Genomic DNA, 11428 nt, shown 5'->3' on the forward strand with positions numbered 1-11428 from the left:
CGGGTGGGGGGCTTTGGGATGTGATGGTCGGTCAGATCAGGCTGACGAAGGTGGGGTTGATCCACCAGGCGGCGGTGGCGGGCGGCAGGAGGCCGTCCTCGCACGGACCGCTGGCCAGCAGCGGCGGACCGGCGACCGGGGCGGGCGCGGGGGTGTCGCCGAAGTTGACGGCGCACACCAGGCCCTCGCCGCGGACGAACGCGAGGACCCCGGGCGGGGTCTCCATCCACCGCAGCGTGCCTTCGCCGAGCTGCGGGAGTTCGCGGCGCAGTTGCAGGGCGGTGCGGTACAGGTGGAACACGGATCCGGTGTCGGCCCGCTGCCGCTCGGCCGTGTGGGCGGCGAAGGAGTCCGGCTGCGGGAGCCAGGGGGCCGCCGGGCTGTCCGGCGGGCTGAAGCCGAACGGGGCCTCGGCGCCCGACCAGGGCAGTGGTATCCGGCAGCCATCGCGGATCCCGGTCCGGCTGCCGGTGCGGTGGAAGATCGGGTCGGTGATCGACTCGTCCGGCAGGTCGAGGACTTCGGGCAGTCCGAATTCCTCGCCCTGGTAGATGTAGGCGGCTCCGGGCAGGGCCAGCATCAGCAGGGCGGCGGCCTTGGCCCGGGCGGGGCCGGAGGCCGGGTCCTCCCCCGCGAAGCGGCTCACCGTGCGGACCTGGTCGTGGTTGTTGAGCACCCAGGTGACGGTCGATCCGGTGGCGGTGATGTCCCGTACGGCGTCGTCGATGACCCGGTGGAAGTGCGCGAGGTCCCACGGTGCGTGCAGCAGGTGGAAGAAGAAGGCCTGGTGCAGTTCGTCGGGCCGCACGTACAGCGCCTGCTCGGCCGGCGTGGGCACGGACGCCTCGCCGACCAGCAGCCGCTGCCGGCCGTCGCGGGCGGTGTACTCCTCGCAGATCGCCCGCCACCGCCGCCAGACCTCGTGCACCTCCGGCTGGTTCCAGGCCAGCGGGTTGACCGAGTCGCGGGTGCGCTCGTCCACGGCCGGGTCGGGCGAGTCCGGCAGTTCGGGGTGCTTGTACAGCCCGGCCGCCACGTCGATCCGGAAGCCGTCGACGCCACGGTCGAGCCAGAACCGCAGCACGTCCTCGAAGTGGGCGGCGACGTCGGGGTCGCGCCAGTTGAAGTCCGGCTGCTCCGGGGTGAACAGGTGGAGGTACCACTGGCCGGGCCGACCGTCGGCTTCGGTGATCCTGGTCCAGGCCGGGCCGCCGAACATGGCCCGCCAGTTGTTGGGCGGCAGCTCCCCGGCCTCGCCACGCCCATCGGCGAAGTGGAACCGCGCCCGCTCGGGGCTGCCGGGGCCGTTGGCGAGCGCCTTCCGGAACCACGGGTGATCACTCGAGCAGTGGTTGGGGACGACGTCCAGGACCAGCTTGAGGCCGAGCAGCCGGCAGTCCGTCACCAGGCGGTCGAACTCGGCGAGGTCGCCGTAGGCCGGGTCGACGGCGCAGTGGTCGGCGATGTCGTAGCCGTGGTCGTGCTGGGGTGAGACGTAGAACGGGTTGAGCCAGACGCCGTCGGCTCCCAGCTGCCGCACGTGGTGCAGCTGTTCCCGGACGCCGGCGAGATCGCCGACGCCGTCGCCGTCGGTGTCACGGAAGCTGCGCACGTAGATCTGGTAGATCACGGCGTCGCGCCACCAGGGACGGGCGGCGGGGGTGGTCGTGGGGGCGTGCGAACGAGCGCGCGGCAGGGTGACCGCGTCGCCGTCGGGGAGGGTGGGGTTGGGCATCTCGCTACTCCAACGGTTATGCATTCGCGTTAGGTATAGCAGGCAGATGCTGACGTTGTTAAGCCCTTGTTTGGCGGCGTTTCCCAGGAGTTACGCGGAGACGCGACCGGCCGGACATAGATACGTGTTAGGTACTAGCGGGTAGGGCTCGCGAAACGGGGGCCGAGCGCCCCGGGGTCGACGTCGACTCAGCCGACAATGGCGCGCAGCTCCGCAGCCAGCCGGGGCAGCGCCGCCTCGGCGGTCCGACGGCCCGACACGACCTCGAACGCCGTCTCGCTGAACGCGAGGCTCAGCTGCTGGTACTGCGGCACGCCGGGGCGCGCCCCGGCCGCCAGGATCGCCGTGCGCAGCACGGGCAGGTACGGGAACCGCGCCGTCAGGTCCGGGTCCGCGTAGAGGTCGGCCCAGACCGGCGGCAGCCCGCCCTCGGTCAGCACGCGGTACTGCGCCCGGCGGCTCGTCAGGTAGCCGATCAGTGCCCGCGCGGTGCGCTGGCGCCGGGAGAACCGGCTGACCGCCAGCCCCGAGCCGCCCAGCACACCGCTGCCGGGCCCGTTCGGGCCGGGCAGCGGCACCACACCGAACCGCCCCTCCACGGGGGAACCGGCGGCGCCGACCGCGTGGTAGACGTACGGCCAGTTCCGCAGGAAGAGCAGGCCGCCCCGGCCGAAGGCCGCGCGGGACTCCTCCTCCTGGTAGCCGAGCGCCTCGGACGGGATCCAGCCCTCGCGCACGCCGCCGGCCAGGAACTCCAGGCCGGCCCGGGCCTGCGGGCTGTCGACCACCACGGTTCCGTCGCCGGCGAGCAGGTCCCCGCCGGCCGAGCGGATCGCCTCCAGGGCGTTGACGGCGAGTCCCTCGTACGGGCTCAGCTGCCCCGCGTACCCGGACAGCCCGTGCGCGGGGGCCAGTGTCCGTGCCTGCCGTGCCAGGTCGGCCCAGGTGGTGGGCGGTTGCTCGCCGGCGGCGTCCAGCACGTCGCTGCGGTAGTACAGCAGGGCGGCGTTGGCGACGAACGGCACCGCGTACAGCCGCCCGTCGTACTGCCCGGTCCGCACGACCGGCGGCAGCAAGCTGCCCAGGGCGAAGTCCGACCCGTCCAGCGGCACGGTCCAGCGCCGGGCCGCGAACTCGGCCGTCCACACCACGTCGAGGTTGAGCACGTCGAAGCGGCTGCCGCCGGCCGACAGCTCCCCGGCGAGCTGGGCGTGCACCTCGTCCGCCGCCTCCGGCAGCTCGACCAGTTCGGCGGGCTGGTCCGGGTGCTCGGCGTTCCAGTCGGCCAGCAGCCCGCGCAGGTAGCGGGTGGTGTCCCGGCCGGTGGCCAGCGTGACCGGCCCGACGCCCTCCGGATCGCCCGCCGCCCGCGCACCGTCGGCCAGGCCGTACCAGGCGGACGCGCCCCCGGCCGCGAGCACCGCCGCCCCGCCCACCAGCGCGCGCACCACGCGCCGACGGCCCGCGTCGGGCCCGGTGGGCGGCCGGTCTTCCATGGAACTCCTTCGATCCGCCGGCACGGGTGGGCGCCGACGCACGTCCCTTTATACGGCCTCCCTGCTGGTGGGGGCCCGCCTGCCCGTACTGTGTGACCGAGGTGTGACCAGCGAACAGGAACGAGAAGGAAGAGGTGACGCCCGGTGCGCCATCAGCTGCTGGCGCTGCTGGCCCGGCAGCCCGCCTACGGGTACGAGCTCAAGCAGGGGCTTGAGCAGACCTTCGGCGCGGCGTACCCTCAGCCGAACATCGGCCAGATCTACGTGACCCTGAGCCGACTGGAGAAGTCCGGACTGATCCGCGGCACCGAGGTGACGCAGGAGGGCAGGCCGGACAAGAAGGTCTACGAGATCACGGAGAAGGGCACCGAGGAACTCGCCGGCTGGTTCGAGGCGCCCACCGAGGGGCCCCGGGTCAGGGACGAGTTCTTCATGAAGCTGATCCTTGCCGAAGGCACCGACCTCGCCGACCGGCTGACGCTGATCAACAACCAGCGCCGGCACTGCATCAACACGATGCGCGGACTCAACAAGCTGGCCGCCACCGAGCGCGGCAACCGGACCTCGCTGCTGCTGATCGAGGGCGCCGTCCTGCACCTGCAGGCCGACCTCGACTGGCTGGAGCGTTGCCAGGAGGAGCTCACGTGACCGGCCCGGAGCCGATACCGCCACTGCTGGCCGCCGACTCCGTCGTGCGCTCGCACCTGAGCGGCTCGACCCTGATACCCGCGGTCCGCGGCATCAGCCTGCGGATCGACCGGGGCGAGTTCGTCGCCGTCACCGGCCCCTCGGGCGCCGGCAAGTCCACCCTGCTGCACCTCCTCGCCGGCCTGCTCCGGCCCGACGAGGGCGAGCTGTGGCTCGACGGCCGCCGGGTCGACCGCCTCCGGGAGTCCGCCTGGGCCCGCCTGCGCCGCCGGCACTACGGCATCGTCTTCCAGAGCGGCAACCTGCTTCCCGACTTCTCCGTCGCCGACAACATCGAACTGACCGCGGTGCTCGCGGGCATGTCCGGTCGCACCGCCCGGGAACGCCGCGAGGAACTCCTGGAGGACCTCGGCCTCGCCCACAAGGCCACCGCCGGGCCCGGGGAGCTGTCCGGCGGCGAGCGCCAGCGCGTCGCCCTGGCCCGCGCACTGGTCAACCGGCCGCAGCTGCTCCTCGCCGACGAGCCGACCGGGAACCTCGACAGCCGCAGCACCCGCGACGTCCTCGCCCTGCTCAGCCGCTATCACGAACAGGGCACCACCATCGTGCTGGTCACCCACGACGCGCGGGCGGCGAGCACCGCCGACCGGGTCGTCAGCCTCTTCGACGGCCGGATCGCCGACGACGCCCGGGTGGAGGAGCCCCCGGCCGCGCGGCGCGCCGTCGGGGTCCGCGACGTCATCGACTTCGGCGGGTGAGCCGGTGCGTGCCCTGCTCCGCTGGATCCGCGCCGACCTGCGCTCGCACCGCGTCCACGCGTTTCTGATCGTCCTCGCCACCGGCGGCACCACCGCCGCTCTCCTCCTTGCCGGCACCCTGCTCGGCGCCGCCGCCGACCCGTGGCAGCGGCAGTTCCGAGCCGCCGGATCACCCGACATCCGGATCGACCTGCGCCCGTCCGCGACCGCCCGGGGCGGCGCCGACGAACCCTCGGCCGCCCTGCTCGCCCGCGAACCCGGCGTGCTCGACGTCTCACCGCCTCAGCACACCGCCGAGACCACGCTGGTCGGCCGACGCGCCGACGGCGCCGCCACCGCGGGCCCGCCCGGCCGCACCGCGCTGGTGCTGCGCGGCGACACCCCGGGCGCGGCCCGCCCCCTGCTGCGGTCCGGTGGCTGGCTCGACCCGGCCGACAGCCACGGCATCGTGCTCGAACAGTCCGCGGCCGATGCCGTCTGGGCCCACCCCGGGGACCACCTGACCGTCCTCGACAGCCGCGGCGCGACCGTCGAACTACAGGTCCTCGGCATCGCCGACAGCCCCGACCAGCTGCCCAGCCAGGCTGCGGGCTACGACCTCGGCTGGGCGCTCCCCGCCACCCTCGACCTGGTCCAGCCGGACCAGGCGGCCCGGGGTCTCACCCTCGGACTGCACCTGGCCCACCCCTCCGACGCCGCGTACACGGCCCAGCGGGTGGTCAGCGTCCTCGGCGCCGAGCGGGTCTCCCGGATCACCACCTGGCTGGACGCCCGGGCCGCCCGCCAGCAGGACAACCGACTGACCGGCCTGCTCCTCGGACTCAGCGGGCTCGCCGCACTGCTCGCCGCCGCCCTCGCGGTGGCCGGCGCGGCCGGCGGGCGGATCAGGACCAGGACCGGCGACATCGCCCTCCTCAAGGCGCTCGGCTTCACCGCCGGCCAGGTCGCCTGGATGTTCATCACCGAACAGCTCCTGCTGGCCGGCACCGGAGTGCTGCTCGGCGCCGGCGGCGCCGCGATCGCCGTCCGGACCGTACCGGCCCTCGGCGGCGGAACCGACGCACTCCACGGACTCGTGCCCGGCGGCACGGTGACCACCATCGCCGTCGTCGCAGCCGCACTCCTCGCCGTCGGGGCCGCCGCCGCACTGCCCGCCCTGCGGGCCTCGCGGGTCACCCCCGTGCCCCCGACCGACGGCACCCGGCCACCCGCCATGACGGCCCGACCGGTCCGGCTCGGCCCACTCCGACGGCTGCCTCCGGCCCTCGCGCTCGGCCTCGGCAGCGTCCTGCGCCGACGCTCGGACCTGCTCGGCAGCGCCCTGCGGCTGTCCGTCCCGGTCGTCGCCTGCACCCTCGCCCTGAGCACCTGGGCGACCCTCGACGCCGTCACCCGGCCCGATCACGGCGCCACCGTCCCGTCCGTCACCGCCCGCCGCACCACCCCCGACCGGACGTCCGGCGACGGGCAGCTCGCCGCCGCCCTGGCCGCCGACGCCGCGGTGCGGGGCGTCTACCCGGGCACCGAGATGCAGGCCCTCGCACCCGGCCAGTCCGCGACACTCACCCTGCGGGCCGTCGGCACCACCGACGCGCCGTACCCGTACACCGTCGTCGAGGGCCGGGCGATCAGCGCCACCGACGAGGCCGTCGCCGGACAGGGCGCCCTGGACCTGCTCGGCGCCCGGGTCGGCCAGTGGGTGCGGCTCACCACCGGGAGCACCCCGCGCATCCTGCACATCGTCGGACGCGACCTCGAACCGGAACACGGCGGCCGCGTCCTGTCCACCGGCTTCGACACCCTCGACCGGCCCGGCGACCCCACCCACCCGGACTTCTGGCAACTGACCCTGCGTCCCGGCCAGGACCCGGCCGCCGTCCAGCGCGACCTCCCCGCCCGCGCCGGCCTCGCCGGCCAGACGGAGATCCGCCTCCCCACCGGCCCGGTCACCAGGCCCGGCGCCCTGCGGGCCAGCGTGGTCGGCCTCCTGCTCCTGCTCGCCCTCATCGGCCTGGTCGACCTGCTCACCACGGCCACCGCCGGTTTCCACGAGCGTCGCCGGGACCTCGGCCTGCTCAGGGCGATCGGCCTCACGCCGGGCCAGTGCGCCGTCGTGCTCGCCGTCCGCGGGACGGCCATCGCCCTCGTCACCGTCGCCGTCGGCTCGGCCCTCGCCGTCCCCCTCGTCCGCCGGCTCATCGACCGGCAGGGCGAGCTGAGCGGCATCGGCGCGGGCATCGCCCGCGCCCCCTCCACCTGGACGCTCCTCGCCATGGCCGCCGTCTGCGCCACGACGGCCGCCGCCCTCTGCGCTCTCCCGGTGCTGCGCATCCCCCGGCCCACCCGGACCCCGGACGGCACCGGCCGGTAGCCCCGGTCCTGCTGTCCCTGACCTCCGGTGCCCGCCGGCGAACAATCGGTTCCGGGCTTCCCGTCCGGGTGCGAGGATCGGCCCGTGATCGAGCTGCTGACCGCCCATACGGCCGAGTTGGAGCGCGCCGTGCTCGACGAGGCGCAGGCCCTGCTGGTCGATGTGTTCGAGGGCGACACCCGCGCGGGGCGGGTGGACCGGACGCCACCGCCCGTGAGGTCGGCTCAGATCCGGGCCAGGTAGCCGTTCTCCACCAGCCAGAGCACGTTCAGCTTGGCCGGGCCGCCGGGCACCAGGGCCGTGTCGAGCTGGTACTGCAGACCCCAGCCGGGCTGGTTGAACCAGGGCGCGATCGGGCCGGCGTGCACCTTGAACGCGTTGACGACCTTGTAGTCGTGGTAGTTGCAGGCGGCCGCCGGGTTGCCGTCCAGGCTCTGCGGCGGTATCGCGCGGTTGGCGTAGGGCAGGCCCTCGGGGGCGAGGAAGGCGCCGTACTCGCTGCCGTAGCGGTCGATGTTCTGGTTGGGGTAGAGCGTGATGTCGAACTCGACCGGGCTGCCGTCGGGCAGGGTGACGTACCCGTCGGCGGGCGGGTAGATCCAGCCGCCCTTGCCGCCGTTGGCGGCCGCGTCGTAGTACTTCGCCAGGAAGTCCTGGTCGGCGGCGCCGCCGGTGCGCTGGTAGCCGATCAGCTGGCGGCCGACCCGGCCGGTGCTCGGGAGGTCCTGCGGGCCGAGGCGGGCGTCGTCGTGGCGGAAGGCGGTGGAGCACTGGTCGACGGGGGTGGCGGCCGTCCACCCGGCGGTGGTGGTCGCGGCAGTGGTGGTCGGGGCGGCCGCGGCGGCCGGGATGCTCGAAGCGAGTACGGCCGCGGCCGCGGCGAGGGGTGCGGCGAGCAGGCGAAGGCGAAGGCGCACGGTGTCTCCGTCGAACGGTCAGCGGTCGAAACAGGAGCCACGGAGGGGCGTTTCGCTCACCCTCCGTGGCTGGTTCGACACCAGGCAATCGGATCGTCTGATCATTCGTCAACATGATCAGAACAACTGCCTGTTGAACTCCGCGTATTCGGCCGAAACGGGGGCGCCGCGGCCGCCCGGCGTGGAGGATGGCCGGTCCGGCGCCTCTTCCGCTCACCGCCCCGGGGCGACCCGCCCGAGCAGGTGGAGCAGCCGGTCGAGGGCGTCCTTGGAGTTGGGCTCGGTCAGGTTGACCATCAGCCGGAACGCGACCTTCAGCAGCGCCGGGTTCCCGAGCCCGGCGGCCCCGGCGGCACCGAGCAGCTTGGGGCGGCCGAGCAGGTCGGCGGCCAGGCGGCCGAGCGCGAAGTAGCCGGCATAGGCGGAGCGCAGCGCCTGCGGGTAGGCGCGCAGGGCGAGTTCGCGGCCGCGGTCGGTCCGGCGGGCGAGTGCCTGGACGATGGTCTCGGCGGCGTAGCGGCCGGATTCCATCGCGTAGGCGATGCCCTCACCGGTGCCCGGGCTGACCGTGCCGCCCGCGTCGCCGACCAGCAACAGGCCGTCGGCGTAATGGGGTCGGCGGTTGAGGCCCATCGGGAGGGCGGCGCCGCGGATCGGCTCGGTGACGCCGTCGGGGGTGTAGCCGTACCCGGGCGGCAGGTCCTCGCACCAGCGGCGCAGCAGCTCCCGCCAGTCCACCTCGGCCTTGGCGGTGTCGAGGACACCGAGCCCGACGTTGGCGGTGCCGTCGCCCATGCCGAACACCCAGGCGTAGCCGGGCAGCAGGCGCCGAGCCGGGTCGTTGGGGTCGCGCAGGTCGAGCCAGGCCTCCAGGTAGCGGTCCTCGTGCCGCGGGGTGGTGAAGTAGGTCCGGTAGGCGACGCCCATCGCGCGGTCGGTGCGGCGGTAGCGCTTCATGGCGACGGACAGCCGGGTGGAGTTGCCGTCGGCGGCGACCACGATCGGGGCCCGGTAGGCGACGGGTCGGCGCTCGTCGCCCAGTTTGGCGGTGACGCCGGTGATCCGGCCGGTCCGCTCGTCGACCAACGGGCCCGCCACGTTGGCGCGTTCGATCAGGCGGGCACCGTAGGAAGCGGCCTTCTGCGCGAGCAGCTGGTCGAAGTCGGCGCGGCGGCGGACCAGTCCGTACCCGGGGAAGGCGGAGAGCTCGGGCCAGTCGAACTCCAGCGTGCGCCGACCCGAGATCAGCCGCAGGCCGCGGTTGTGCAGCCAGCCGGCCTCCTCGGAGACGTCGATGCCGAGGTCGGTCAGCTGCTTGACGGCGCGCGGGGTAAGGCCGTCGCCGCAGACCTTCTCGCGCGGGAAGGCGGACTTCTCCAGCAGCAGGACGTCCAGGCCGGTGCGGGCGAGGTGGGCGGCGGCGGTGGAGCCGGCCGGGCCCGCGCCGACCACGATGACGTCGGCGCTCTCCTCGGCAGCGCTCTGCTCGGCGGTGCTCTCCTCCGCGGTCTGCTCTGGGCCGGGCATCGCACTCTCCCACGGGTCGGATCGGCTGCACACGCAACACGCAACGGAATCGGCGGACTGGGCGGTTCCAGACGGACGATAGAGAAACCTGGCGCCCGCCCGCCGCCCCGACACGCAGGCCGTCCTCGCGGAGCGGTCAATACCGGCCACGTGGGTTGCACGGGTTCACCCGCCGGGTCAGGGTCCGGAGTTGACCGGACCCGAGCGCGCCACCGGCTGGAGCGCACACGAATCCATGACAACCGGGTGATCGGATCGTTGTAACGAACTAGTCGGACCAATCGTGCGCAGGGACGCATTTCGGCCAAACCTCCCTTGCGTCACGTTTCCCACTGCGGGAACTTTTGTGCCCCTCCTGTCGTACGGCACGGGCTCCCACCGAACGGCCGACCAGAGGCTCCCTCCCACCGCGCAGGCTCGTCCCGGCCTGCCGTACCCGATGGAACACACATGCACATCCGCTCCACCGCCGCGCGCTCCCTGGTGGCCGTCCCGACCGCCGCCGCCCTGATGCTGCTCGCGCCCGCAGCCGCCCACGCCACCGCGGGCGGCAAGGGCGGCGCCCCCGGCAACAACGGCACCGTCAAGATCCACGACGCCGCCACCGGCCAGGAGGACGTCCGCAACGAGCCCAAGGTCTGCACCTTCTACCTGGACTCCTTCGGCTTCGACGCCAACCAGGACGTCATCTGGGCGATCACCACCGTCGGCGGCGGCCCCAAGGAGAAGCTCGTCGCGTACGGCGACCTCCCGGTCGACGGCAAGGGCCACGTCCGCACCGAGGACATCCACCTGCCGGACGGTCACTACAAGCTGTACTGGCAGTCCGTCGAGCTGGTCAACGGCGAGCTGCCGAAGGACACCAAGCTCAACAACCCCAAGCACAAGGTCTTCAAGGTCGACTGCGGCGGCCAGACCCCGGCCCCCACCGGCAAGCCCTCGCCGACCGGGAAGCCGACCCCGACCCCGACCAAGACCCCGTCGACCAGCCCGACCGCCGTGCCGACCACGCCGTCGCACAGCCCCTCGGCTCCGGCCTCGCCCACGGCCACCCCGACCACCCCGGCTCCGACCACCCCGGCGCCCACCACCTCGGCCCCCGCCACCCCGGTTCCCACCGGCCCGGCGACCGACGAGCCGACCGAGGAGCCGACCGGCGCCCCCACCGGTGCCCCGACCCCGGGCCCGTCGACCGCCCCGACCGGCACCGTTCCGGTGCACAAGCCGACCACCGACACCCCGGTCAGCCCGGAGGAGCCGCTGCAGCTGCCCGACAAGGTCAGCGTCCCCACCCCGATCAAGGGCACCGACTCGGACGGCAAGAAGCTGGCCAGCACCGGTAGCGACGGCACCCTGCTGTACGCGGGCGCCGGCACCGCCCTGCTGGTCGCCGGTGCGGGCGCGGTGGTCTACACCCGCCGTCGCCGCACCTCCTGAGGCACCGACTGCTGCGGCACCGAGCCCGTCCGGGGCGCTGACCCCGCCCCGGACGGACCCTAGGCCGCGGCACCCATCGAGCCCCTGGCCCGGCGAGCAGCTGCCGGTCCAGGGGCTCGATGCCGTTCGGCGGCGCCCGCGCCTCCCGGAGGGGGCGCGGCCGAAAGGCGCCGCCGACGTCGGCGGGCCCCCGGTACGGGGGTGGAACCGGGGGCCCTCATCCGGCTCTACGGACGGTCCGCCCGCCCGGGTTCACCACCCGCCCCACCGATCCGGACCGGTCCGACCGGTCCGACCGGCCCGGGAACGCCGGAAGCCCCCGGCCGCACGGGGGGAACGGGGGCCAGGGGGCTTCCACTCCCGACTACGGGCGGCCGGCCCTCACGGGTTCACCGCCAGGACCACGTACCCCGCCGGCACCGCCAGGTGCACCGCGCCCTGCAGCGGCGTCGCCCGCCCGGCGCGGATCACGGTGAGGATGCCCAGCACGACCGTCAGGGTCAGCAGGACCATGTGGGTGCCCCACGCATCCCGTGCGC

At 74.1% G+C, this 11428-nt stretch carries 9 protein-coding genes and 1 pseudogene; 5 read left to right on the forward strand and 5 right to left on the reverse strand.

The genetic code is table 11. From position 1 onward, the window contains the following. Positions 1–31 precede the first annotated feature (31 nt). Positions 32–1735: a glycoside hydrolase family 13 protein gene (locus tag ACZ3TI_RS16820; RefSeq protein WP_465726965.1), complete on the reverse strand. Its 1704-nt coding sequence runs from the start codon at positions 1733–1735 to the stop codon at positions 32–34. A 188-nt stretch (positions 1736–1923) separates the two neighbouring features. After that, positions 1924–3231, reverse strand: a complete 1308-nt coding sequence (locus ACZ3TI_RS16825) for an ABC transporter substrate-binding protein (RefSeq protein WP_465726966.1) — start codon at positions 3229–3231, stop codon at positions 1924–1926. 144 nt (positions 3232–3375) lie between these two features. On the opposite strand from ACZ3TI_RS16825, the gene ACZ3TI_RS16830 reads away from it, so the two are divergent. From ACZ3TI_RS16830 to ACZ3TI_RS16845, 4 genes are all read left to right on the forward strand, one after another. Further along, positions 3376–3879: a PadR family transcriptional regulator gene (locus tag ACZ3TI_RS16830; RefSeq protein ID WP_238864452.1), complete on the forward strand. Its 504-nt coding sequence runs from the start codon at positions 3376–3378 to the stop codon at positions 3877–3879. Then, complete coding sequence (locus ACZ3TI_RS16835; protein WP_465726967.1) at positions 3876–4637, forward strand: ABC transporter ATP-binding protein; 762 nt, start codon at positions 3876–3878, stop codon at positions 4635–4637. Before ACZ3TI_RS16830 ends, ACZ3TI_RS16835 begins: the two co-directional genes overlap by 4 nt. Before the next feature lie 4 nt (positions 4638–4641). After that, positions 4642–7008 carry an FtsX-like permease family protein gene (locus tag ACZ3TI_RS16840; protein WP_465726968.1) on the forward strand — a complete coding sequence of 789 codons (2367 nt, stop codon included), beginning with the start codon at positions 4642–4644 and terminating at the stop codon, positions 7006–7008. An 84-nt stretch (positions 7009–7092) separates the two neighbouring features. Further along, positions 7093–7251: a hypothetical protein gene (locus tag ACZ3TI_RS16845; protein ID WP_465726969.1), complete on the forward strand. Its 159-nt coding sequence runs from the start codon at positions 7093–7095 to the stop codon at positions 7249–7251. On the opposite strand, the gene ACZ3TI_RS16850 is transcribed toward ACZ3TI_RS16845, so the two are convergent. Then, a complete protein-coding gene (locus tag ACZ3TI_RS16850; RefSeq protein WP_465726970.1) occupies positions 7233–7925 on the reverse strand; it encodes a TNT domain-containing protein in 693 nt (230 codons plus the stop codon). The genes ACZ3TI_RS16845 and ACZ3TI_RS16850 overlap by 19 nt on opposite strands. Before the next feature lie 213 nt (positions 7926–8138). Next, the gene (locus ACZ3TI_RS16855) at positions 8139–9452 is read right to left on the reverse strand and encodes a geranylgeranyl reductase family protein (protein ID WP_465726971.1); all 1314 of its coding nucleotides are present in this window, start codon (positions 9450–9452) and stop codon (positions 8139–8141) included. A gap of 450 nt (positions 9453–9902) precedes the next feature. On the opposite strand from ACZ3TI_RS16855, the gene ACZ3TI_RS16860 reads away from it, so the two are divergent. Continuing rightward, the gene (locus ACZ3TI_RS16860; RefSeq protein ID WP_465726972.1) at positions 9903–10889 is read left to right on the forward strand and encodes a PT domain-containing protein; all 987 of its coding nucleotides are present in this window, start codon (positions 9903–9905) and stop codon (positions 10887–10889) included. 381 nt (positions 10890–11270) lie between these two features. Here the strand turns inward: ACZ3TI_RS16860 and ACZ3TI_RS16865 are convergent. Continuing rightward, positions 11271–11408, reverse strand: a pseudogene (locus ACZ3TI_RS16865) (ionic transporter y4hA); the annotation flags it as partial. Between the last annotated feature and the right edge of the window lie 20 nt (positions 11409–11428).

This window comes from Kitasatospora sp. NPDC023120 (genome assembly GCF_055560835.1).

Bases quoted from the DNA above. Each gene is read 5' to 3' on its own strand.
- ACZ3TI_RS16825 (WP_465726966.1), bottom strand. From the start codon at position 3,231: ATGGAAGACCGGCCGCCCACCGGGCCCGACGCGGGCCGTCGGCGCGTG.
- ACZ3TI_RS16860 (WP_465726972.1), top strand. From the start codon at position 9,903: ATGCACATCCGCTCCACCGCCGCGCGCTCCCTGGTGGCCGTCCCGACC.
- ACZ3TI_RS16855 (WP_465726971.1), bottom strand. From the start codon at position 9,452: ATGCCCGGCCCAGAGCAGACCGCGGAGGAGAGCACCGCCGAGCAGAGC.
- ACZ3TI_RS16820 (WP_465726965.1), bottom strand. From the start codon at position 1,735: ATGCCCAACCCCACCCTCCCCGACGGCGACGCGGTCACCCTGCCGCGC.